This window comes from Arcicella sp. LKC2W (genome assembly GCF_034931005.1).
In the GTDB taxonomy this organism is placed as follows: Bacteria; Bacteroidota; Bacteroidia; order Cytophagales; family Spirosomataceae; genus Arcicella.
On record NZ_JAYGIN010000007.1, the window covers coordinates 38,599 to 63,621 of the forward strand.

At 36.1% G+C, this 25,023-nt stretch carries 19 protein-coding genes; 8 read left to right on the forward strand and 11 right to left on the reverse strand.

Annotation, left to right across the window (positions count from 1 at the left end; genetic code table 11):
• Nucleotides 1-91: 91 nt before the first annotated feature.
• The gene (locus VB796_RS07375; protein WP_323345879.1) at nucleotides 92-1,216 is read left to right on the forward strand and encodes a peptidoglycan DD-metalloendopeptidase family protein; all 1,125 of its coding nucleotides are present in this window, start codon (nucleotides 92-94) and stop codon (nucleotides 1,214-1,216) included.
• A gap of 168 nt (nucleotides 1,217-1,384) precedes the next feature.
• Here VB796_RS07375 and VB796_RS07380 read toward each other — a convergent pair whose 3' ends face one another.
• Nucleotides 1,385-2,017, reverse strand: a complete 633-nt coding sequence (locus tag VB796_RS07380; protein WP_323345880.1) for a nitroreductase family protein — start codon at nucleotides 2,015-2,017, stop codon at nucleotides 1,385-1,387.
• Nucleotides 2,018-2,259: 242 nt separating this feature from the next.
• Here VB796_RS07380 and bshB1 point away from each other — a divergent pair, with 242 nt between their 5' ends.
• Nucleotides 2,260-2,979 carry a bacillithiol biosynthesis deacetylase BshB1 gene (bshB1, locus tag VB796_RS07385; protein WP_323345881.1) on the forward strand — a complete coding sequence of 240 codons (720 nt, stop codon included), beginning with the start codon at nucleotides 2,260-2,262 and terminating at the stop codon, nucleotides 2,977-2,979.
• A gap of 198 nt (nucleotides 2,980-3,177) precedes the next feature.
• Here the strand turns inward: bshB1 and pdxH are convergent, their stop codons facing one another.
• The 5 genes from pdxH to VB796_RS07410 all read right to left on the reverse strand — a co-directional run bounded on the left by pdxH (nucleotide 3,178) and on the right by VB796_RS07410 (nucleotide 7,763).
• Nucleotides 3,178-3,822, reverse strand: coding sequence for a pyridoxamine 5'-phosphate oxidase (gene pdxH, locus VB796_RS07390; RefSeq protein ID WP_323345882.1), 645 nt, complete (start codon nucleotides 3,820-3,822; stop codon nucleotides 3,178-3,180).
• Nucleotides 3,823-3,913: 91 nt separating this feature from the next.
• Nucleotides 3,914-4,078, reverse strand: a complete 165-nt coding sequence (locus tag VB796_RS07395; RefSeq protein ID WP_323345883.1) for a hypothetical protein — start codon at nucleotides 4,076-4,078, stop codon at nucleotides 3,914-3,916.
• 243 nt (nucleotides 4,079-4,321) lie between these two features.
• Nucleotides 4,322-5,215, reverse strand: coding sequence for an Rpn family recombination-promoting nuclease/putative transposase (locus VB796_RS07400; protein ID WP_323345884.1), 894 nt, complete (start codon nucleotides 5,213-5,215; stop codon nucleotides 4,322-4,324).
• 90 nt (nucleotides 5,216-5,305) lie between these two features.
• Nucleotides 5,306-6,817 (reverse strand): glycine--tRNA ligase, encoded by a 1,512-nt coding sequence (locus tag VB796_RS07405; protein WP_323345885.1) that lies wholly within the window; start codon nucleotides 6,815-6,817, stop codon nucleotides 5,306-5,308.
• A gap of 193 nt (nucleotides 6,818-7,010) precedes the next feature.
• On the reverse strand, nucleotides 7,011-7,763 hold the full coding sequence (locus tag VB796_RS07410) for a hypothetical protein (protein ID WP_323345886.1): 753 nt from the start codon (nucleotides 7,761-7,763) through the stop codon (nucleotides 7,011-7,013).
• Nucleotides 7,764-7,917: 154 nt separating this feature from the next.
• Here VB796_RS07410 and VB796_RS07415 point away from each other — a divergent pair, with 154 nt between their 5' ends.
• Both VB796_RS07415 and VB796_RS07420 read left to right on the forward strand, forming a co-directional pair.
• Complete coding sequence (locus VB796_RS07415; protein ID WP_323345887.1) at nucleotides 7,918-8,898, forward strand: glycosyltransferase family 9 protein; 981 nt, start codon at nucleotides 7,918-7,920, stop codon at nucleotides 8,896-8,898.
• Between the two features lie 9 nt (nucleotides 8,899-8,907).
• Nucleotides 8,908-9,792 carry a carbon-nitrogen hydrolase gene (locus VB796_RS07420; protein WP_323345888.1) on the forward strand — a complete coding sequence of 295 codons (885 nt, stop codon included), beginning with the start codon at nucleotides 8,908-8,910 and terminating at the stop codon, nucleotides 9,790-9,792.
• A 167-nt stretch (nucleotides 9,793-9,959) separates the two neighbouring features.
• Here VB796_RS07420 and pgeF read toward each other — a convergent pair whose 3' ends face one another.
• Nucleotides 9,960-10,709, reverse strand: coding sequence for a peptidoglycan editing factor PgeF (gene pgeF / locus VB796_RS07425; protein ID WP_323345889.1), 750 nt, complete (start codon nucleotides 10,707-10,709; stop codon nucleotides 9,960-9,962).
• 144 nt (nucleotides 10,710-10,853) lie between these two features.
• On the opposite strand from pgeF, the gene VB796_RS07430 reads away from it, so the two are divergent.
• Both VB796_RS07430 and VB796_RS07435 read left to right on the forward strand, forming a co-directional pair.
• On the forward strand, nucleotides 10,854-11,630 hold the full coding sequence (locus tag VB796_RS07430) for a polysaccharide deacetylase family protein (RefSeq protein WP_323345890.1): 777 nt from the start codon (nucleotides 10,854-10,856) through the stop codon (nucleotides 11,628-11,630).
• A gap of 73 nt (nucleotides 11,631-11,703) precedes the next feature.
• Nucleotides 11,704-13,080 (forward strand): M20/M25/M40 family metallo-hydrolase, encoded by a 1,377-nt coding sequence (locus VB796_RS07435; RefSeq protein ID WP_323345891.1) that lies wholly within the window; start codon nucleotides 11,704-11,706, stop codon nucleotides 13,078-13,080.
• Nucleotides 13,081-13,182: 102 nt separating this feature from the next.
• Here the strand turns inward: VB796_RS07435 and VB796_RS07440 are convergent, their stop codons facing one another.
• On the reverse strand, nucleotides 13,183-15,066 hold the full coding sequence (locus VB796_RS07440; protein ID WP_323345892.1) for a T9SS type B sorting domain-containing protein: 1,884 nt from the start codon (nucleotides 15,064-15,066) through the stop codon (nucleotides 13,183-13,185).
• Nucleotides 15,067-15,601: 535 nt separating this feature from the next.
• On the opposite strand from VB796_RS07440, the gene VB796_RS07445 reads away from it, so the two are divergent.
• Nucleotides 15,602-16,579: an acyl-ACP desaturase gene (locus VB796_RS07445; RefSeq protein ID WP_323345893.1), complete on the forward strand. Its 978-nt coding sequence runs from the start codon at nucleotides 15,602-15,604 to the stop codon at nucleotides 16,577-16,579.
• 95 nt (nucleotides 16,580-16,674) lie between these two features.
• On the opposite strand, the gene fbp is transcribed toward VB796_RS07445, so the two are convergent.
• Together fbp and pckA are read right to left on the reverse strand one after the other, a co-directional pair.
• A complete protein-coding gene (gene fbp / locus VB796_RS07450; RefSeq protein WP_323345894.1) occupies nucleotides 16,675-17,712 on the reverse strand; it encodes a class 1 fructose-bisphosphatase in 1,038 nt (345 codons plus the stop codon).
• Nucleotides 17,713-17,968: 256 nt separating this feature from the next.
• On the reverse strand, nucleotides 17,969-19,546 hold the full coding sequence (pckA, locus tag VB796_RS07455; protein ID WP_323345895.1) for a phosphoenolpyruvate carboxykinase (ATP): 1,578 nt from the start codon (nucleotides 19,544-19,546) through the stop codon (nucleotides 17,969-17,971).
• A gap of 631 nt (nucleotides 19,547-20,177) precedes the next feature.
• On the opposite strand from pckA, the gene VB796_RS07460 reads away from it, so the two are divergent.
• Nucleotides 20,178-23,147, forward strand: a complete 2,970-nt coding sequence (locus VB796_RS07460) for a TonB-dependent receptor (protein WP_323345896.1) — start codon at nucleotides 20,178-20,180, stop codon at nucleotides 23,145-23,147.
• A 552-nt stretch (nucleotides 23,148-23,699) separates the two neighbouring features.
• On the opposite strand, the gene aceA is transcribed toward VB796_RS07460, so the two are convergent.
• Entirely contained in the window at nucleotides 23,700-24,989 is a 1,290-nt protein-coding gene (gene aceA / locus VB796_RS07465) for an isocitrate lyase (protein ID WP_416233517.1), read from the reverse strand.
• Nucleotides 24,990-25,023: the final 34 nt, after the last annotated feature.

Consider the following 25,023-nt stretch of genomic DNA (forward strand, 5'->3'; position numbering starts at 1 on the left):
GAGTTTAGAGAATAGATTATGGAGGAAATTGTCATATCAAATAATACCTAATATGTTCTCTCAACTCTATGCTCTAACATCTAAAATACTTATGATGAAGATTAAAAACATACTATTTTTTCTACTTTGTGTTGGCTCATTTACAGTCTCTGCACAAGAATCTGGGAATTTCAAGAAAAATCCTAAGATTAATGTCAAGAATAACACAGGTTTGTATAAAGAAAAAGAGAAAAAGCAAGATGATATTCTGGATGAGTTGCCAAAACTTCAATTCAGAAATGACTACTCGGTTGAGCCAGTTTTGGAAGCTCCATCTGCCATTACAGCATCCAACAAATACGAACCCGCAAAGCCCTTAAATTCTTCTGTAAGTGCATTTGATACAACCTCTGTGGATGAAAGAGAGCCTTTAATTATTGAAATTGAAGATGAAATGCTTCCAGAAGGTAGTGATGATTTTGTATCTGTTGCCACCTATTATTCTGTTTGGGATGCTTCTAATATTGACCCTTATGGTATTGAACCGAAAGATTTTGACGACGTTGTTGATGTAGAATTATACAACAAAGAACAAGGGCGTTTTTGGTCGGTACCTAATAACGCTCCTAAAATGACATCATCATTTGGTCCACGTTGGGGAAGAAGACACGCAGGGGTAGATTTAGATTTAGAAACTGGCGACCCTGTTTATTCTGTATTTGATGGCATCGTTCGGGTGTCGGGATATGATGGAAGAGGATATGGCAATTTTATGGTGGTTCGTCACTACAATGGTATCGAAACACTTTATGGTCACCTTTCTTCAAAGAATCATGAATCGGGTACTTATGTAAAAGCAGGTGACCAAATTGGCTTAGGTGGAAGTACAGGGAGAAGTACAGGCTCTCACCTACACTTTGAGACTCGATATGAAGGAAACCCATTTAATCCAACTTATGTTTTTAATTTTACAGGAGCAGGTTCTGAGCCAGTTTCTGACCATGTATTAATTTCAGCAAGAGTTTTTGATACTTACGGTTTGGCACTTGAAAATGAATATGGTGATGCCGATAAAAAAGTAATGACTCGTAGAACTGCTTGGACAACTGCTCATTATGGAGATACACTTTATTCAATTGCTAACCGTGCTGGTATTTCAGTGGAGAAATTAGCGAGAATGAATGGAATGAGATTGTCTTCAAATTTGAGAGCAGGAAGACGTTTGAGAATTCAATAGGATTGGGTAACTGGTTAATAGTTATTGGAAATTAGTATTGAAGTCTTGAAATATTCTATCCTATAAAAAAAGCGAGCTTTAGATGATAAAGCTCGCTTTTTGTTTATAAACAAAATAGTATTTTTGCCGCTAATTATTAACAAGAACTAATTGTTTGGAGGTAATTTCTTATAAAGAAACAACAAAATCTTCAGTTGATTTTCTTACTTTTTTAGCATTTGCTAATGGGTCATTAGCTTCGTCACGGTAGCCTAAAGGTAAAATAACAACACTTTTCAATCCTTTTTCAGATAAACCTAATAATTCATCTAATGCTGCAGGGTTAAAACCTTCCATTGGCGTTGCATCTACTTGCTCGATAGCTGCTGCTGCCAAAGCAGTTCCTAAGGCAAGATACGTTTGATGAGCCATCCAATTAAATGCACTTACTTCATCCAAACTACCTATCTTTCCTTCAACCATACTTTTGTAACCTGCTAACGCTTCAACAGGAATACCTCTTTCTGAAGCAATGAAGTTGAAAAAAGTGTCAATGCGTTCTTGTGTAGGCTTATCCCAAGCCGCAAATACTAACAAAGTGCTTGTTTCTCCAATTTGTGGCTGATTGTAGGCAATTGCTTGGATTTTTTGTAATAATTCTTTATCCTGAATTACTAACAAATTATATGGTTGTAAGCCGTATGACGAAGCGGAAAGGCGAGTCGCCTCTATTATGGCATTAACTTTTTCTTGTGGAACGGCTTTGTCTGCAACCATTCTCTTTGTGGCATAACGCCAGTTCAATTGTTCTATAAAACTCATATTTTATTGATGTTTAGACATTAAATGTATCTACATTATATCTAACAATTACTTTAAATATTAGTTCACTCAAACAATCTTTTGTTTGAAAATTATAAAAATATCAAAAGACTTATTTACTTTCGTTTTTGGATAATACTTAGAAACCGAGTCAAAAGAGAGGTAATAACACAATCAATTTTAATATAAAAGAGTTTCATTGATATTGGTTGTCAATGTTGAATTAAATATAAAATAAGCACATGAAATTAGATATACTCGTGATGGCAGCACACCCTGACGATGCAGAATTAGGTTGTTCAGGAACAATTTGTTCACACATTGCACAGGGAAAAAAAGTTGGAATTATAGATTTTACACGTGGGGAATTAGGCACAAGAGGAACGCCAGAAATACGGTTGGCGGAATCTGCCGAAGCTACCAAAATTTTGGGTGTTCACGCTCGTGAAAACTTAGGTTTTAGAGATGGCTTTTTCGTGAATGATGAAGAACATTTGATGAAATTGATACGTGTAATTAGACGTTATCAACCTGAAATTGTTTTAGCAAATGCCCCTTTCGACCGCCATCCTGACCACATAAAAGGCTGTGAATTAGCGGTAGATGCTTGTTTTAAATCGGGCTTGAGAATGATTGAAACTTTTGAAGATGACGGAACACAACAAAAGGAATGGCGACCTAAAAATGTGTATCACTATATTCAAGACCGATTTATTTCTCCTGATTTTGTGGTGGATATTTCTAATTTTTGGGATAAAAAAGAAGCATCAATCAGAGCATTCAGAAGTCAATTTTACGACCCAACTTCTGCCGACCCCGAATCATATCTTTCTTCACCTGCTTTCTTGAAATTTGTGGAAGCTCGTAATCGTGAAATGGGACACGCTATTGGTGTAGAATTTGGTGAAGGTTTTACAAGCTACAAGAAGTTGGGAGTGAAGGATTTGGGGAGTTTGATGTAAGTATTTGTCTGAACTATGATTTTTATAATCCTAAAATTTTAGGATTTAAAACTATGATTTTACGAAGAAGATTTTTGACACTTTATGAAATTACTTGATTTAACGCAGACAGGGTTCCGACCCTGTCTGCGTTGTGCTATAAATATTTTATGACCAAGTAAAATCTAAAAATCTTTCAATCCAAGCAATCATAGTTCACTACGGTGAAAGTCTATCTATTTTCCATTCGCCGTTTTCCAATAAAGTATAAGCAATACGGTCGTGGAGACGAGATGGGCGACCTTGCCAAAATTCAATATAATTTGGAATAAGTCTATAACCACCCCAATGCGGAGGGCGTGGAATAGGAGCATCACCAAATTTTTCGATTAAATGTTTTTCTCTTTCTTCTAAAACCTCACGATTTTCAATAACCATACTTTGGTTAGAAACCCAAGCACCAATCTGACTTCCTCTTGGACGGCTATGAAAATAAGCGTCTGAATTTTCATCCGAAACCTTTTCTATCACACCTTCAATTCTTACTTGACGCTCCAACTCAACCCAAAAAAAGGTGATACAAGCATTCGGATTTTCTGCTAATTCTGTTCCTTTACGGCTTAAATAATTAGTATAAAAAGTAAAGCCATTGTCCAGACCTTTCAATAAAAGTACCCGAGTTGAAGGTTTGTTTTCATTGGATACTGTTGAAAGTAAAAAAGCGTTAGGCTCAAGTAATTGGCTGGCTACGGCTTCGTCAAACCATGCTTGAAATTGTTCGATAGGAGTTGATGCAACATCTTTTACATCTAAACTACCTTTTGTATAATTTTCTCTAAGAGCGGCTAATTCTGTTTTTGTCATTTTATTTTAGGGTTTACGAAGGATGAATTTAGGTTCAGAATTTGTTCGCAATTTAGTACATTCTTTATTCTCAAAACCTAACAAATATCATCTAAATCCCTTTTAACATTTTAACAAAGTCATCTTCATATTGTTTCAGAGCCTTCAATAAATCTTGGAGTTCAGCGTATTCGGGCGTTCCCTTTTTTGCGTTGAAAATAGCATCTGCACGGTCAGAAGCTTTTTCGTAATCAGATTCGTTTTTTATTTCTTTCATGGAATATCTTGTTTGAGGTACAAAAATACAAAAGCCCACTGATTATTCGTGGGCTTTTGTGAAAATGCGTTTTATTGAAATCAGTTGGAGGCTAATTTTATTTTTTGAATAATCTCTTCTACTTTTTTATGGGAAGTTTAAGAGCATCAGCAATAAAATCTACTTCACATCCTTTTTCATGCAAACCTATAACAAATTTAACAGTTAGATTTTCTGTTATTTCTTCAAAGGCTGTCATAAAAATTAATTAGAAGTTGATTTTATTTTTTGAATAATCTCTTCTACTTTTTTGATTGACAAACCAAAGGCTTTTGAAATAAATTCTATGGTTGCTCCATTTTGAATTGCTCCTTTTACATAAGTAAAAGTTAGATTTTCTGTTATTTCTTCTACGGCTGTCATGGCGATATTATTTACTGTTGTTGAAACTTTGGTAAAGATAATGATTAACTCATTGCTTGTCAAGTTGGTGGTTGAGTTTAGATAATAGACAATTGTTGTAATAAATTCTTTCTCATGGGCGAGGTCTAAGGCTTTGAGTTTTTCTATCAGAAATGACTCTAATCGTAAGAATTCCTCTTTCTTATCCCGACTATGTTTCAATAACATGGCTGATGTACTGAGGAATATATTTTTAAAATTGGCAATTTGATAATCTTCAAAATCATTGAGAGAAAATAGTAAATAATCAAATTCAGGCAAAAATCTACGTAAATCTGCCGAAGGATTTCCAAAATAGTTTTTCATCGAAACCTTTTTCCAAGCCGTCTTTCCGTGATGAATAATGATAGGAATAACGATTTTAGATTTCTTTTTCTGCTTTTGTTCCTCCTTCCAAATATTAGTCATGTAGCGAAGTAATTGCCATTCTGGAAAATCCTCTTGATATGATTTATGCTCAAATAAAAGTGTGATAGTGGCTTGTTGACCTGCATATTCTGCTTCATAAATCAAGTCTGTCAAATGTTCTGACAAATCAGCATCTACAAAAGAACCATTGGATAATTTTAAGGAATTGAGATTGATTTTGTCTCGAATATCTAAAGGAAAAACTTCATCAATAAAACTCTGAGTAACATCTAATCTTGAAAATGTTTGTTTGAAGAACTTATCATGTGGGTTATTTATTTGGGGCATAGTTAGATATTTTTAAAAGTGTAAAGAATCATAAAAATAGAAAAGGCTTCGCATAAATACGAAGCCTTCCTCAAAAAATAAAATACATTTCTACAACAACTCAAAAACCCGCTCCATACTCACGGCATAACCAATTTTTTCACGGAGTTCTGAGATTTTCACACGCTCTTGTTCCATTGAGTCACGGTGACGGATAGTTACGGTTTCGTCTTCCATTGTTTGGTAATCTACCGCAATACAGTAAGGTGTTCCAATCAAATCTTGACGAGTATAACGTTTTCCAATTGCTCCGCCATCATCGTAAGTTACATTAAATGAGCGTTTTAAAGCATGATAAATATCTTGTGCTTTTTCTGCCAAACCATCTTTTTTCACTAAAGGCAACACGGCAGCTTTAATTGGAGCAACCGTTGGATGGAATTTCAAATAGGTTCTTTTCTTTCCTGTTTCGCCGGGGTGGCCATCCGCTTCGCCTGTTGTTTCTTCGGTATAAGCATTACACAAAATAGCCAAGAAAAGACGGTCAGCACCCACCGACGTTTCTACCACGTAAGGAATATAATTTCCGTAAGGTTTTCCGTTTTCGTCTAAATCCGCATCAAAATATTGTTGTTTCTTCTTAGACAAAGTCTGGTGAGCCGTCAAGTCAAAAGCAGTACGTGAGTGAATTCCTTCCATTTCTTTAAATCCGAAAGGAAATTTATACTCAATATCCACGGCAGCATTGGCGTAGTGAGCCAATTTTTCGTGGTCGTGGAATTTTAGATTTTCAGCAGGTAAACCAATGGCTTGGTGGAATTTCAAACGAGTTTCTTTCCATTTGTTATACCATTCCATTTCAGTGCCAGGGCGAACAAAAAATTGCATTTCCATTTGTTCAAATTCACGCATACGGAAAATGAAGTTACGAGCTACAATTTCGTTACGGAATGCTTTACCAATTTGAGCAATACCGAAAGGCACTTTCATGCGTCCAGATTTCTGAACGTTCAAGAAGTTAACAAAAATACCTTGTGCCGTTTCTGGACGAAGATAAATTAAAGAAGCATCTTCTGAAACTGCTCCAACTTGCGTTGAGAACATCAAGTTAAACTGACGAACTTCTGTCCAGTTGGCAGTATTTGAAATTGGACATTTGATGCCTTCATCCAAAATAATTTGGCGTAAACCCGACATATCATCGGCAGTCATGGCAGCCGCCATTGCTTCCAATAATGCTTTTCCTTTTTCTGGAGTTCCTTCGGCTTCGTATTGTTCAGCTTTTGCTTCCAATAATTGGTCGGCACGGTAACGTTTTTTAGAATCCTTATTGTCAATCATCGGGTCATTGAACGAATCCACGTGACCAGAGGCTTTCCATGTAAGCGGGTGCATAAAGATGGACGCATCAATACCAACCACATTGTCGTTAAGCATTGTCATGGCTTTCCACCAAAGTGCTTTTAAATTATTTTTTAGTTCAACACCATTCTGACCGTAGTCATAAACGGCTTGAAGACCATCATAAATTTCAGAAGAAGGGAACACAAAGCCATATTCTTTGGCGTGCGAAATAATGTCTTTTAACGTTGAAGCGGTATCTTGTTGTTTTTGCTCTGCCATTTTTTTGTAATCTTTATTGGTTATTAGTTATGAGTTACTGTTAATTAGTTTATTAAGTCAAATTTGCTTAATTCTCAGCGACTCGTAGCCATTAGCGACTTACAAAGTTACTAACTTGCTTTTCAAGAACACAAAAAGAAAGCCGAATCTTTCGATTCGGCTTTCTTGCGATAAATATTGCTGGTTTTTATATTTACTCTTTGCTCATAAACTTGGTATATTCATAAACGTAGAGATTTAGTTTTCTCCAAACTGCATCTTTTTTAGGGTATTTTGCCACAAACTCAGGGCTATCGGCGAACAATTTGTCGTATCCTTCATCAAAATCTGACTTTTTTAGCCAAAATATTTCATCTCCTTTCTTTACATAAAAAGATTTATCGATACCGCCCGCCATTTTTAAAGGACCAAATCCAACAGATGCTGTTTCTTTTGCCATATTGTCCCCAAAAACTTGGATAACGCTACAAAATTCTGGATTGACCAACTGCATTAAATACTCTTTCTCTTTCTTTTTATTCTTTAAAGAAACAGCTTGGTTTTTCAAAAAAACATAGCCTTGTGCTAAAATCTTATCTAAGTTTTTGTTAGTATAAGATTTCAAATCAGAAATTGCGGCACTTTTTGTTGTTAATTTGTTCAAACCCGAAGGCATCAGGTACATTTCATCAATTTGGTCGGCTTCGTATTCCTTTTTTTTCCCAGTAGTTGCATCTTTGATTTCGATAGAATAAATCTGACCTTTTTTGCGGTCTAAATCTTCATTGATACCTGTTACAGTGGTGCCATCTTTCAATTTAACCTTACATTCTTTAGAAGAATATCGGTCATAAACAGGAAGAAATTGAAAAGTTGATGCGTCTGGCTTGTCATCCTTATCATCTTGTGCAGATATACTAAATGAGGTAGCAGATAAAATAAGAGCTAATAATAGTTTTTTGTTCATGCGGAATAAAAATTTTAGGAGTGTAAATAACTTCTGCAAAGAACTACATTTCTTGATAATATTAAAACTATTCCCAAAATAAAACTACTAATTTTTCAATTATGGGGATTCAACTATAAATAGCACTGAGCCTTTTTTTATACCTTTGTAAGCTATGACTAAATTTCTAATTATCCGTTTTTCATCCATTGGTGATATTGTTTTGACTACGCCTGTAGTGCGTTGTTTAAAGCAACAATATCCAGATGCGGAGGTGCATTATGTTACCAAAAAATCATACAAAACCCTGCTCGAAAATAATCCATATATTGATAAGGTTTTTACGTTGGAAAAAAGTCTTAATGATTTGGTAAATCAACTAAAATCAGAAGAATATGATTATGTAATAGATTTGCACAATAATCTCAGAACACGGATTATTAAGTTTCGTTTGATGCTGAATTCCTCCCTCTCTTTTGGAGAGGGATTGAGGGTGAGGTTCTTCAGTTTTGATAAATTGAATTTTCAGAAGTGGATTTTGGTTAAATTAAAAAAAGACATTATGCCTAAAGTTCATATTGTGGACAGATACATGAAAACGGTGGAAGCTTTGGGTGTCAAAAATGATAATAAAGGTCTTGATTATTTTATTCCCGAAAAAGACGATTTACCGTTAGAATGGTTGCCTGAGGCTTTTCAGCATAAATATGCGGTTTATGCCATTGGTGGGCAGCACGAAACCAAAAAAATGCCATTGAATAAAATGGTTGAATTGTGTAGAACCATAAAATTGCCTTTAGTATTAATTGGTGGAAAAGAAGATACTGTTATTAGTGAGCAGTTATCGGTAATCAGTAACGGTAGTCCAATTTTTGATGCTTGTGGAAAAATGAACTTAAATCAGTCGGCTTCCATTATTCAAAAAGCGGAGGTTGTTTATACCCACGACACAGGGATGATGCACGTAGCGGCGGCCTTGAAGAAAAAGGTGATTTCTATTTGGGGAAATACCGTTCCTGAGTTTGGAATGTATCCGTATCAGACGAGTTTTGAGATTATTGAAAATAAAAATTTACAGTGCCGACCATGTTCCAAAATTGGTTACGACAAATGTCCAGCAGGGCATTTTAAGTGTATGAATGAGTTGAAATTTTAGTAATAAATAATGAATAAAAAAATAAACATAGGCTTAGTCCAAATGTCGTGTACTGCTGACGTACAGGCAAATATGCAGAAAGCAATCACTGGAATCCGTGAGGCAGCTCAAAAAGGAGCAAATATCGTTTGTCTTCAAGAATTATTTACATCGCTTTATTTTTGTGATGTTGAAGACCACGAGAATTTTAAATTAGCGGAATCTATTCCTGGTTCTTCGACTGATACACTTTCGGAAGTTGCCAAAGAATTGGGCGTTGTGATTATCGCTTCACTTTTTGAAAAACGTGCGGCTGGTTTATACCACAATACCACAGCAGTTTTGGATGCCGACGGAACGTATTTGGGAAAATACCGCAAAATGCACATTCCTGATGACCCAGGATATTATGAGAAATTTTATTTTACACCAGGTGATGCTTCTCCAGAAGATTCGGGTTATAAAGTTTTTCAAACCAAATTTGCCAAAATTGGTGTGCTAATTTGTTGGGATCAATGGTATCCAGAAGCATCAAGAATTACGGCTTTGATGGGTGCGGAGGTGCTTTTTTATCCAACGGCTATTGGTTGGGATACTACCGAAACCGATTCAAATATCAGCAGAGAACAATATTCTGCTTGGCAAACAATTCAACGCTCACACGCAGTTGCAAATGGCGTACACGTAGTTTCTGTCAATCGGGTTGGACGTGAAGCTGACCAACAGTTTTGGGGCGGAAGTTTTGTGGCAAACCCTTTTGGAACACTTTTATACTTAGGTTCGCACGACCAAGAGGAGGTTCACGTTCAAGAAATTGATTTAGATAAAACCGAATATTATCGTTCAACTTGGCCTTATTTGCGTGATAGACGAGTAGATAGCTATCATCCAATTACAAAGCGATATATTGATTAGATTTTTTAGGTATGGGGTAGTAGTTATGAGTTAAAAATATGAATTAATGGGAACTATCAGTGTAAAATTGCACTTCTCTTTACCTCATACCTCATACCTCATACCTCATACCTCATACCTCATACCTCATACCTCATACCTCATACCTCATACCTCATACCTCAAAATCAGCTTTTCTTCACGCCAATCAAAGCTAACATTCTCCCCGTTTTTCCTTTTTCTTTTCGATGAGAAAAATAATCTTGATTATCTAAAACCGTAGAGTATGGCGAAACTTCAATTTGATTTTCTGGTACACCACATTTTATTAATTGAGCAACATTGGCTTTCTTTAAATCAACGTAAAATTTGGGTTTTCGACTATTTTTGTCTAATCGTTTAAATTCAATAGCAAATTGTTCTGCTACTTCTTCGCCTACTTCAAAAGAGGTTTCATCAATACACGTTCCGACATATACGTAGCAATCTTCAGGATTTGTCTTAAATTCCTTTTGCATATTCTGTACAGTTTTAGCCGTAATATCAAGAACTGTACCTTTCCAACCTGCGTGAATTGCCGCTACAACACGATTTTTTGCATCATAAATTAAAATTGGTGTACAATCTGCTACAGTAACCGTTAAAAACGTATTAACATTTTCTGAAATCAGAGCATCATAGCCCTCATACGCCTTACAACGGGTTACTTTTAAAATATTATCTTTATGAATTTGATAACTTTGGGCAACTCTACTTTTTTTAATACCGATTTCTTTAAAGAGTATTTCTCGGTTTTGTTGCACATTTTCAGGGTTATCGTCAGTAAAAAGTCCTAAATTTAGGGATAGATATGGACTTTTACTCACACCACCATGACGAGTGCTTTCAATGGCAATTATCTCAGGAAACTGCTGAAATATTTTGGGCTTTATATACATTTTATCTATTTTGGCTGTTAGTGTTAATTATAATGAAATGTAAAATTAATAAAAACGATTGCTTCAAACAGCTTTGAGGAGGTACAAAAATTAAAAGACAAGAAATTATGGTACGCTAAATTGATAGTCTCGATAACTTTTGATATGTATAAATTTTTATGTTATTACTCTTTTATATTGCTTTTGGTATGTTGTCAATCGCAAAAAACTGCTCATTTAGGAGGTATTGCCCTCTCGTTTGATGATAGATTTGTAAAAGAATGGATTCAACTCAAACCGCTTCTAAATAAATATAACGCAAAAGTCACTTTTTATATTACCCAGCCAGATAGTCTTTCTGAGGAAGAGGTACAAATCTTACATGAGTTAAGAAAAGATGGTCATGAAATTGGATGTCACGGAGCAATGCACGTGCGGTCTATGTATTATATCTGGGATAATTCCTTAGAAAAATATATGGAAAATGAAATTTTTCATGCCCTTCGTACCATGAAAAAACAAGGATTTTTACCCAAAACATTTGCTCATCCTGGAGGCTCTCAAACTTGGTATTCTGACCGTGAGTTGTTAAAACACTTTAGTCTTCTTCGTGATGTTTCAATGAAGTATCGAAATATTTTAGGCTTTGATTATATACACAACGTGGAAAACATGGAGGAAATTTATCATCAAAGAAACCATCAACAAAAAGTAAATGCCTTATTGATTGATGTAAGTGCAAAATTAACCATTGAAGATATACGAAAAGGGCTACAAAGAGCATCAAAAGAAGGTTCGGTTATGATGTTATTTGGACACAAACCACTGACAAAAACTACTCAAAATACGCATGAATATGGTTTTGATGTACAATTCTTAGAACAAATCTTAGCAGAAAGTGCTAAATTGAACCTGAAAACTTACACAATGCAAGAACTGTAAACCGATGGTTCTGGATTGGAATTAATTTTATTTCATATTCGATGTATAAGTATCGAATTACAACAAACCCTTTATGAAAAAACAAACTACCTTCATCACAACAATTATTTTACTATCGGTTTCATTATCAGGCTTTTCGCAAAATAATGATTCAACGATTATTCGTAAATTCTTTACTGAAGCTCTTGGAAAAGGAAAATCTTATGAGTGGCTACGTGAATTAACAACTAAGATTGGACCAAGACTAAGTGGTTCGGAAGGGGCTAAAAAAGCGGTAAATTGGGGCGAATCTCTTTTAAAATCAGGAGGTTATGATAGAGTTTTCTTGCAAGATGTCATGGTGCCTCATTGGGTTCGTGGTAAAAAAGAAGAAGGCTATATTATGAATGGCAAACAAAAAGTTGCTGTGCCATTGGTGGCTCTGGGCGGTTCAATTGCTACACCTGCTAAAGGAATTACGGCGGAGGTCATCGAAGTAAAGACATTTCAAGAGCTTCGTGAATTAGGTAAAGAAAAATGTCAAGGTAAGATAATTTTCTTTAATCGCCCGATGGATGCCACCAAAATCAACACTTTTGAAGCTTACGGACAAGCAGGCGACCAACGTCGTAGCGGTGCCAATGAAGCTTCGAAAATGGGGGCAATTGGCGTAATTATTCGTTCATTGAGCAGTACAGAAAATGATTATCCCCACACAGGTTCAATGCAATATGCAACGGGTGTTCCTTTGATTCCTGCGGCAGCTTTGAGTACCAATGCGGCTACTTTATTGAGCAAAACGTTAAAAGAAAATCCAAATCTTAAATTTTATTTCCGTCAATCGTGCGAATCTCTACCTGATGCTCCTTCGCATAACGTAGTGGCAGAAATTAAGGGTTCTGAAAAACCAGAAGAGATTATTGTGGTGGGTGGACACTTGGATTCTTGGGATTTAGCACAAGGGGCTCACGATGATGGAACTGGAATTGCACAGTCGATGGAAGTGTTGAGATTGTTTAAAACTTTGGGAATCAGACCAAAACATACTTTGCGAGTGGTGTTATTTATGAATGAAGAAAATGGAAATCGTGGAGGAATGAAATACGCTGATTTAGCGAAGGCAAATAACGAAAAACACATTTTTGCAATGGAGTCAGACAATGGTGGATTTACCCCAAGAGGTTTTGGCATTCAAGGTGGTTCGGCAGATATTGTAGCTAAATTACAAGGATTCAAAACGCTTTTATCTCCTTATGGTTTAAACGAAATTGAGCGTGGTTCGGGCGGTGTGGATATTGGACCTCTTGCTCCACAAGGAACAGTTTTGGTAGGTTTCAAGCCTGACCCACAACGTTATTTTGAATATCACCATGCTTCAAATGACCGTTTTGAAACTGTCAATCAGCGTGAATTAGAAATGGGAGCAGCCTCAATGGCTTCCATGATTTATTTGATTGATAAGAATTTTTAATGAGTGAAGAGTTTATGGGTTTATGAGTGAAGAGTTTATGAGTACGTTATATACGTGCTATCTACTGACTCATAAACTCATGAACTCATAAACCTTCATTGGCTACTTCAACAACGTCACCGAACCTGAAAAATAATTAATCTCACCATTCTTCATTTCAGCCACAATTTTGTACGTAAAAACATCAGGATTGAGAGCTTTTCCTCTAAAATTACCATCCCAACCGTGCGAAGCGTCAGCGGCTTGGAAGTTCTCATCTCGAAAAATCAATTCTCCCCAACGGTCATAAATACTCATTTCTTGAATTTGTTTAACACATCGGCTACTCATAATATAAAGAATGTCGTTCATCGAATCATTATTGGGAGAAAAAGCCGTTGGTACTAAAACCCCACATAAAACATTTACATTGGTGGTAACATAATTTACACATCTACTCCCAACGGCAGAAACGCCAATCGTATATTTTGTTGAAACAGGAGGTTTTGCCCAAGCACTTGCACAATTACTACAAGAAAGATAATCTTTGGGAGTCCATTGATAATTGTAATTTCCTGTTGGTTGAACATCTATGGTTATCAAGGTATTATCGTCTTTTTCAATAGATACATAAGCAGGAACAGTAGCCTTAAAAGAATTTTCTACTTGAATACTGGCTGTTACGACACTATCACACAGGCTTGGTCGTTTAATGGTGGTAATATAAGTTCCTGCTTTGGTATAAGTAGAGTCGCCAATCTTGACTTTTTCTCCTGTACAGATGGAGAAGTTTTTAGACACTCGTGGTATCGGCACGATGGTTACATTTATCGTAAAAATACTATCACAAACATCTGAGGAACTTATGGTTTTGAAATATTGTCCTGTCGTATTATATAAATTACCACGAAAATTATAGGTATTTCCTTCACAAATCTTAATATTTTGGGTAATATAATTTAACGGATTTACATTCAGATTTAGCGTAATGAGACTATCACAAAAAGCAGAATTGCTAACTCGTTCTGTGTATTGTCCAGAAGTATTATAAGTTTTATTCCTAAAAACAAAACTCTCACCTATACAGATTGACTTATTGGTAATGGCAGGAATATCCGTTTTTTTGATGGTATAATTCATCTGTAAATTACAACTTTGATTTAGGCTATTGTATGGCGATAATTTTACAGAAAATTGTGTTCCCAAAGTAGCATTTACCATAATCGTACGAGTGGTTTCTCCTGTACTCCATAAATATTTTTCAAAACCTTCAGGAGCATCAAGTTGGAGTTGTCCGTTGCCATCAGCACATCCAGTTTCTGGCTGAATCTCTGATTTTGAGCAAGTTGCATTGAAATAAGCATAACCATAATGCGACCTTGCAGTGCATCCATGTACGGTTGCTTCGACGGTTAGGGTTTGTCCTACATAATTCCTTAAATCAACTGCTACGGTTGTCCAATTTCGGTATTCTAAATCTCCTTGTCTTTTAAATCCATCAACCGAGAGACTGGCTTGTAGCTGAACATCATACAAACTACACGCAATATTATTACCGTTGCTATCAAGTATTTTAACCCCAAAACCTGGTTTTTGATATGAAGCATGACCTTTAGAATCATCTTGAAGAACTACCGCAAATTTGTATTGAAAAAGTGTGTTTTCTTGATTGATAGTGAATGTTTTTGTTAGCCTATAAAAAGAACTTCCGCTTGTTGTACTTCCGAAACGGATAGAGTAATTACTTTGTGGAGCAACCATCGGAATGACCTCATTGGTAATTTTAGGGTCATTGCCATCGCTGATATTTGTGATGAGATGCCCCGTTCCTGAGGTGCCTGTTATTTCACCAGAATAAATAGTATTTACGCCACTGTTAGAGACTTTGCCGTACGACAATACCCAACCTGCGGTAGAACCATCCTCAAAACCACATTGAGCTTGTCCTATCAACAAATAATGTCCGAATAATAATACTAAAAATATCCCAAGAGTAAAGTTTCTCATTCCCTGCTTTTTTATTAGAATACACAAATTTTCCGTTACCTATTGCGTAGTAATTAAGAGTTTATGAGGGTAGAATGTCTCGAAAATATTTTGAAGATTTTTATCTAAAATACGATGAAAATGATACAGAACTATGCCCTATTTAGCGGAAATCCTCGACAAGGCTTTCAACCGCTGTCAGGGATTCGTACAGCTACTGAAAGCGGTTGAAAACCCTGTCAGCAGGTAGTTGAGGATAATTTCACCAAATTCTGTAATGATAAGATATAAAGAAAATGGAGACTTAAATTGAAACGATTTATGAACTTTAAATTAAGACAGAATAAGCAGATAAACAGTTGCAGGAATAAAAGTATTTTATCTGTTGAGATTTACTAAAAAACTCGTTAGTATTTACAAGATAATCTAAATATAGTGACATAAGTCAGGAAATAATCTGTAAAAAAATGAGTATCTTTGTAGAATTACAATGATGCAAATTTTGTTTACAAAAGCTTTTTGCAAACTGTTCACCAAACCACGACTAAGACTAATCATGGAAAAGCTAAATCAAAGAATTGAAGTAATGAACCACCTTGCCCTCGGTATGGACGGTATTGTGGATAAATACTTGATTCCGATAGAAACCAACTGGCAACCTTCAGATTTTCTGCCAGACCCATCAAAGGACTCTTTTTTTGATGAGGTGAAAGAACTTCAACAAGCTGCACGTGAACTACCTTATGATTATTGGGCTGTTTTGATTGGTGATATGATTACGGAGGAGGCTTTGCCAACTTATGAATCATCAATCATGGTAGTACAAGGTGTTGATATGATTAACGAACCACATGGTTGGGCTCGTTGGACTCGTGCATGGACGGCAGAAGAAAATCGTCATGGAGACTTATTAAACAAGTATATCTATCTTTCGGGAAGAGTAAATATGAAGGCGGTTGAAACCTCAACGCAATATTTAATTGCTGACGGTTTTGATATTAAAACGGATGACGACCCTTACAAGACTTTCGTTTATACGTCTTTTCAAGAATTAGCAACTAATATATCTCACCGTAGAACAGGGGCTTTAGCTAAAAAACATGGTAACGCTTCGTTATCGAAAATGTGTGCAATGATTGCTGCCGATGAAATGCGTCACCATAAAGCATATAAGAGTTTTATTACAAGTATTTTTGAACTTGACCCTTCTGATATGATGGTTGCTTTTGCTGATATGATGAAGCAAAAAATCGTTATGCCTGCTCACTTTTTACGTGAATTGAATGGAGAAAAAGGTGGAATTTATGGTCATTTCTCAGATGCAGCTCAACGTTTGGGTGTTTATACAGGAAAAGATTATATTGATATTTTGGAGATTTTGTTGAATGACTGGAATATCTCAACCATGACAGGATTGAATGGGGCAGCAGAAAAAGCTCAAGACTACTTGATGCGTTTACCTGACCGTTTGACTCGTTTGACAGAAAGAATTAAAGTGCCAGAATTAGAATATAAATTCTCTTGGGTTGACTAAAATTGTAGTACGGACAGCCTTGTCCATATATAGAAAAAGGGTGAAAGTTTTAAACTTTTACCCTTTTTCGTTTTTGAATTATGCTAAAATCTCCATTAAATATTAGCTAATTGTTTAGTGACCGACTCGTGATGTTCGATGGTTTTCTTGCCTAACTTATCAATCAAACTATCTGAACCTAAATATGCCATACTTCTTTGATGCACTTCAGTTGGTTCAATATCTAAAATGTCATGTTGCCCATTAGTAGCTTTACCACCTGCTTGTTCAATGACAAATGCTAAAGGATAACATTCATAAAATAAACGTAGTTTTCCGTTTTGAGCTTTTCGAGTAGGAGGGTATAAATAAATACCACCTTTCAATAAATTTCGGTGAAAATCTCCCACTAATGAACCAATATACCGAGCCATACAGCCAGATTCCTGTCGCATTTCTTGGATAAATTCTTTGATTGGATTGGCAAATTCATCAAAATAAGCCTCATTGACCGAATAAATTTTACCATCTTTAGGCATTTGCATTTCGGCATGAGATAAAAAATATTCTCCCAATGAGTTTTCGTAAGTGAAACCATTTACACCTTTGCCCGTTGTATAAACCATAATGGTTGATGAACCATAAAGAATATAACCTGCCGCAATTTGCTTGCGTCCACCCTGTAAAAAATCTTCTTTGGTGGCAGGTGTTCCAATGGCACTCACTCGACGATAAATGGAAAAAATTGTTCCAATAGAAACATTCACGTCAATGTTAGATGAACCATCGAGCGGATCCATTGCTACTACGTATTTGGCATTGAGGTTTCCTGTTTGGATAATTTCATCGTCCTCTTCTGATAAAATTCCAACCACTTGCCCGCCATTTATCAATGCTCTAATAAAACGAATATTGGCAATTACGTCCAATTTTTGTTGAGATTCACCTTGCACATTTTCACGCCCTAAAGCTCCTGTGATGTCAATAAGTCCCGCTCGATTGATTTCACGATTGATGATTTTAGAGGCAAGAGCAATATCTCTCAATAACTGAGAAAGTTCACCTGTTGCATAAGGAAAAGCTTCTTGCTGACGCATAATGAAACGGTCGAGCGTGATGCCTATTGGAAGAGCCAAATTGTTATCTTCTTGCATATTGATTGGTATGGAGAATTATTTATAGAATAGCCAACGTTTCAAACGTTGGCTATTTTCAGTCTCAAATTTTACCTATTATTCTTTAAAAGCCTCCCTGTACCATTATGTTGCTCGTGATTTACTGTTTGTTAAGCCTTAAAAAATAACAGAATCTTTCGGTACAAACATTTTGCAATATGTTGGTAAGGATAAAACAGGACAAACATTTTTAGTTTTTATCAGTTTTATTCATAAAGTCTTGCCGAATAAATAATTACTTGATAATTCTTTGATAATTTTCTTCAAACGCAAGGGCTAAATCTTTCGCTTTTTGGTCGTAAGCCTGTTTGTCGCTCCAAGTATTGCGAGGGTTTAGGATTTCCTCTGGTACATTTGGACATTTTTGAGGAATATCTAATCCAAAAATTTCATGCTTGCTGAAGGTAATTCTGTCAAAATCTCCTGTTAATGCTGCCCTAATCATGGCACGAGTAAATGATAGTTTCATTCTTGACCCTACGCCATAACCGCCACCTGACCATCCAGTATTGACCAACCAAACATTTACATTGCCAGATTTAATTTTTTCACCCAATAATTCAGCATATTTTTTAGGAGCAAGTGGTAAAAATGCTGCCCCAAAACAAGCTGAAAAAGTAGCCTGAGGTTCTTTAATCCCCATTTCTGTACCTGCCAATTTTGAGGTATAGCCCGCTACAAAATAATACATGGCTTGCTCAACGCTCAATTTTGAAATGGGAGGCAAAACTCCAAAAGCATCTGCCGTGAGGAAGAAAATATTTTGGGGTGCTTTGCCAATTGATGGCACTGCCACATTTGGAATATAATTGATTGGGTAAGCTGTTCTGGTATTTTCAGTTACAGATTGATTGGTATAATCTACGGTTGTGCTTTTTCCAATAAATCTGGTGTTTTCCAGAATTGCTCCATAACGAATTGCTCCGAAAATTTCAGGTTCTTGTTCTTGACTCAAGTTGATAACTTTGGCATAACAGCCACCTTCAAAATTGAAAACTTCGTCATCGTCCCAACCGTGTTCATCGTCGCCAATGAGTTTTCGGTAAGGGTCGGCTGAAAGCGTCGTTTTTCCAGTGCCTGACAAACCAAAGAATAAAGCGGTATCGCCATCTTGCCCAATATTGGCTGAACAGTGCATTGACAAAACCTTTTTTTCTTCTGGTAAAACGTAGTTCAATACCGTGAAAATCCCTTTTTTCATTTCACCTGCATAAGCTGTACCGCCAATTAAAATGACTTTTTTGGTGAAATCAATGATGGTAAAATTGCCTTGACGAGTTCCATCAACTGCGGGAGTTGCTTCAAATTCTGGAATATTTAAAATTGTCCATTCAGGTTCAAAATTCTCAATTTCTTCCTCTGTTGGACGTAAAAAAAGGTGATTGCAAAATAAGTTATGCCATGCTAAAGTATTGATAACGAGAATGTTTGTTCTGTGTTTTTCAGAAGCACAGGCATAAGCGTAACGAGCGTATAGTTTTTTGGTGGCGGCAAAATCAAGCATTTTTTTGTAGAGATTGTCAAATTTATCTGTTTCAAAAGCTTGATTGATTTCGCCCCAAGCTACGGTGTCGGCAGTTTTGTCGTCATAAACCACAAACTTGTCTTTGGGAGAACGCCCTGTGAATTTGCCTGTGTCGCACATGAATGCACCAGTATCGGTCAAGACACCTTCTCTGTTTTGCAAAGCTTCTTCTATCAAAGTTGAAACTCTTAGATTTAGATGAATATCAGCGTGTAAACTGAAGATTGGATGATTGATAATATTGTCCGCAGTTTTGCTTAGGTCGGTCATAAGAATGTCATGTTTCATCGTTTCATTATTTTAGTTTTTACAATTTTTACTGATAAGAAGCTCCTTTCTTGAATTCCTTATGCAAAGATATTGTTGCGTAATTATTAAATCAAGCGAAATTTCGCTAAATATAATATTTTCACAATATTCTTTGAAAAGTGCAAGTATTTGTGGGGTTTGACTGGTTTTGTAATTTTTCAAGAATAAAGAATAGGTTATCAATTGCACTATTTTAATACGCCATTTTTGCGTTTGACGTATAGAGGTTATTATCAATTGATAACAATTAATAACATAGATATTGGAGTATGGCGAACATTAATAAGTTGTTTTAACAACTTTTGTTAAATGGAGTGATGGATTTGAGTGTGTTTTTAGTAGATAAATGATGCTTGAAAAAAATGACAACCTAATAACTTGCGAGTGTCTGCAATTTTCAACGTCAGTACGATTTGTGTTTGAAGGATGCGTATGCTCTTGATATATTTATATTAACACAAAAAAATTTAGGAATTAAACAAGAAAACTGTCTTGATAAATTAATGTTTTTCATTTTGATAATGATAAAAAACCTAAATAATACGTGTTTATTTAACACATTTATTTCAAAACACATAAACGTGGATGTCTTCGTCCGTCCTTAAATTGTATGAATAATTTTACTAAAAATGTCGGCTTAACGTTACTTTTTTTCTTAGTAACCTTTGCTTCTTTTTCACAAGCAAAAATTACAGGTCTTATTACTGATGCTGGTACTGGAGATGCCTTAGTAGGTGTCAATATTACTATTAAAGGAAAAGTGACTGGAACAACCACTAATTTTAATGGTACTTTTACGCTATATACTAATGTTGAGTTACCTTTTAAACTGGCGATTTCGTACGTAGGTTACAAAACACAAGAAATCAGTATTACTAAACCACAAGCCGAAATCAAGATTGCTTTGATAGAACAGGTTACACAAAGTGAAGAAGTTGTGGTGGCGGCAGCTCGTATTGAAGAAAATGTGATGAATTCGCCCGTTTCAATTGAGAAAATTGATAGCCGTGCCATTCAAGCGAACCCTTCGTTCAACTTTTTGGAAAGCCTAAAATATCTAAAAGGGGTAGATTTTAGTACGCAATCAATCACTTTTACGTCTATCAATTCACGTGGTTTTAATGCCAGTGGAAATAACCGCTTGGTACAATTGGTAGATGGGATTGATAATCAGGCTCCAGGTTTAAATTTTTCTATTGGAACAATTGGGGCGACTTCTGATATTGATATGGAAAGTGCCGAATTTTTACCTGGAACGTCTTCAGCTTTATATGGTCCAAATGCGGTAAATGGTATTCTTTTGATGAATACGAAAAGTCCTTTTTTATTCAAAGGCTTGAGTGCAAATCTTAAAACAGGGATGACTCATGAAGAAAATCGTAGTCGTGTCAATTCACCTTTTTATGATTTTAGTATTCGTTGGGCTCAGTCATTTAATGATAAGTTTGGGGTAAAAATTAACTTCTCTTATATGAAGGCTCAAAACGATTGGGCGGCTACCAATTATGGAGATGGCAACAAGAATTTTTTGGCAGGAAGTTCACAACAAAATAATCCTGCTTATAATGGTGTCAATAATTATGGTGACCAAACGGTGCAAGATTTACGTTTGGTGGCTGAACAAATGATTGGTTTAAATTTATTGCCAGCAACGGCTCTGAATTTTATCCCACAAGGTACTTATGTTACTCGTACTCCTTATTCAGAATCTGATTTGATTGCTCCAGAAGCCAAAACGATTAAAGGAAACGTTGCTCTTCATTATCGTTTATCTGAAAACATTGAGGCAATTGGCGTTTTTATGTATGGAACAGGTACAACGGCTTATTTAGGAAATGACCGTTATTCTTTCAATAATTTTACAGGAATGCAAAGTAAATTAGAATTGAGAGGCTCTAATTTCTTTATTAGGGGTTATAAAACGCAAGAAAATTCGGGAGATTCTTTTGCTACCAGTTTGGCAGGACAGTTACTTAATGAACGATGGGGAGGAGGAAGCAGAGTTTGGTATCCTACTTATTTGACATCGTATCTGAAAGCATTACAGACAGGCGTTACGGGTATTGCAGCTCATAATGTTGCTCGTGGAGTGGCAGATACAAATAGACCTTTGCCTAATTCTCAGGCATTTAATGATGCTTTGAATAGTGTTAAAACGCTAAATGTAGGTGATGTTTCTAATCCTTTATATCCTTTTGGTGGGGCTCACTTGCAAGATAATACCAGTTTGTACCAATTTGAAGGAATGTATAATTTCAAAAACCAAGTGAAATTTGCGGAGATAATTATGGGAGGAAATTACCGTATTTATCAACTAAATTCGGGAGGAACTTTTTACCCAGACAAAAATGGTCGTGAAATTTCTGTGAAAGAATGGGGAAGTTATTTACAAGTATCAAAAACATTACTGGATGGTGGTTTGAAGGTGGTAGCGTCGGGACGTTATGATAAAAATGAAAATTTTGAAGGACAATTTTCGCCAAGATTAGCCTTAGTCGTTTCTCCTTGGGATAATCACCATATTCGTACTTCTTTCCAAACTGGTTTTAGAATTCCTCCTGTTCAAAACCAATATATTGACATCAAAACTAATCAGGCTACGTTAATTGGCGGTTTGTCTGAATTTATCACCAAATATAATTTAAGTCCAGACGGAACAAATCCTGCTTATTCGCCTGCCAATGTTGCTGCTTTTGGAGAAGAGGTAAAAACACGTGCAACGGCGGCTGCTCCTGCAATTGCGGTAGGCTTACAAACTGAAGCACAGACGAATCCACAGGCGTTTGCAGTAAAATATGGCGTTGCTCCGACGGCAGCAAATATTGCAACTTTAGTAAGTACATTGTCAACACAACAAGGAATTAAAACGGCTTTAACTTCGGGAGTTTTAAAACCATATCAATTCAAAAAATTCCGTCCAGAATCAGTACAATCGTATGAAATTGGGTATCGTGGATTGATTGGTGATAGATTATTCATTGATGGAAGTTATTTTTATAGCAAATACAAAAACTTTGTGTATTCTGAAATTTTGATTCAATCAACGACTAATAATCCTGCGGGAATTTTGTCAGCAAATACTCGTCAAGTGTATCAATTGCCAGCTTCGTCTGAGGGTGAAACGATTACAGAAGGTTGGTCATTAGGGCTTGATTATCGACTTGGAAAAGGATATTTAATCGGTGGAAATGTATCGTACAATCAGTTGAAGCAATTTGACCAAAATATTATTGCCAATGGCGGAAGACCCGAGTTTAATACGCCTGCTTATAAATTTAATGCCAGTTTTAGTAATCGTAATGTAGCCAATACGGGTTTTGGTTTTAACGTAATTTTGCGTTATCAAGATGCTTTTGTTTGGCAGTCAGCTTTTACAGCAGGTTTTGATGCCAATAGTACAATTGTTCCTGCCTTTTCAACGTTAGATGCTCAGATTTCAAAGAAAATAACCTCTTTAAAATCTATCCTGAAAATTGGAGGAACTAACCTTGTGGGTAAATCTTATGTGACGGCTTTTGGTAATCCAAGTGTTGGTTCGATGTTTTATGTTTCATTGTCATTTGATGAATTGTTGAAATAAAAACGCAACTATACAGGGTTTGTTACAAGACAAACAATAGACCACAGATAGAACGGATTATACTGATTTTCGCTGATTATTATTATTTATTTTATAGACTGCGACATAACTTATGAGAAGTAAAATTTAACGGAATTATCTACTATTTGTCGCAAGACAAAATTAGACCACGGATAGAACAGATAAAACAGATTTGCACTGATTTTTCTTTAAATTTATCCGTGTAAATCAGTTGAATCAGTACAATCTGTGGTCTAAATTTGTCGCAGACAAATAGTTGATAGTGCCGAAATTTAATAATTTGGTTCAACTTCCCGAAAGTTTAACCCCTAACGGAATTATTTCGGGAAGTTCCAATTTCAATAAGTTATGTCATACTCTATATCTGTGTAAATCTGTAAAATCAGTTTAATCTGTGGTCTAAATTTGTCGCAGACAAATAGTTGTGCCGAATAATTATAATACAGACTGAAGTCTGTGTTACAAAAAAAACCTGCTCAATTTTTAGAGCAGGTTTTTGTATTATCCCCAAAACTAATTCTCTACTTATTATTAATGAAATTGTTCTTCTTCGGTCGAGCCTTTTAATGCTCCTGTTGACGATAAACCGCTTGTTACAGTATTCTGAATGGCATCAAAATAACCAGTTCCCACGAAGGCTTGGTGTTTGATGGCTTTGAATCCTTTTGATTGTAAGGCAAATTCTCTTTGTTGTAATTTCGAGAAACCTGCCATGCCATTTGCCACATAGTCAGCCGATAATTCAAACATTGCTGTATTTAAGGCATGGAAACCCGCTAAGGTGATAAATTGAAATTTATAGCCCATTGCCGCTAATTCTTCTCTGAAAGTTGCCATTTTCTCTTCGTCCATAAATTTTGCCCAATTGAAAGATGGCGAACAATTGTAAGCCAACATTTTCCCAGGGAATTTTGCGTGAATACCTTCAGCAAATGCACGAGCCATTTCTAAATCTGGATTTCCAGTTTCCATCCAAATTAAATCTGCATAAGGTGCATAACTTAATCCTCGGTCGATACCTTGTTGCAAACCATTTCTTACATGAAAGAAGCCTTCCGACGTTCTACCTTTTTCATAATCTACAAATGGCACGTCTCTTTCGTCCACGTCAGAGGTAATCAAATTGGCTGCTTCTGCATCAGTTCGGGCAATTACCAAAGTTGGAACGCCACAAACGTCAGCCGCCAAACGTGCCGCTACCAATTTATTGATGGCTTCTTGCGTAGGTACTAAAACTTTACCTCCTAAGTGTCCACATTTTTTAGCAGATGATAATTGGTCTTCAAAGTGAACACCCGATGCACCCGCTTCAATCATCCATTTCATCAATTCAAATGCGTTTAGATTTCCGCCAAAACCTGCTTCGGCATCGGCTACAATTGGCACCATCCAATGAATATCTTGGTCGCCACTAACCGACTGAATTTGGTCGGCACGTAACAAAGCGTTGTTGATTCTTTTTACCACATTCGGAACACTATCGGCAGGATACAAACTTTGGTCAGGATACATATTTCCTGATAAATTGGCATCAGCAGCTACTTGCCAACCACTCAAATAAATGGCTTTCATTCCTGCTTGTACTTCTTGTACGGCTTGATTTCCCGTTAACGCACCTAAGCCAGCCACCCATTCGTCGGTGTGCAATAAATTCCAAAGGCGTTCTGCACCCATGCGGGCAATGCTATAATCAAATTGATACGAACCTGCCAAACGAGCTACATCTTCGGCGGTGTATGGACGTTCTACGCCTTTCCAACGTGGATTTGTTGTCCAATCTGTAATTAATTGTTGAATGCGGTCTTCTTGTGAAATTTTCATGATTTTGTTTTGTTATAAATGCTTGATGTTAATT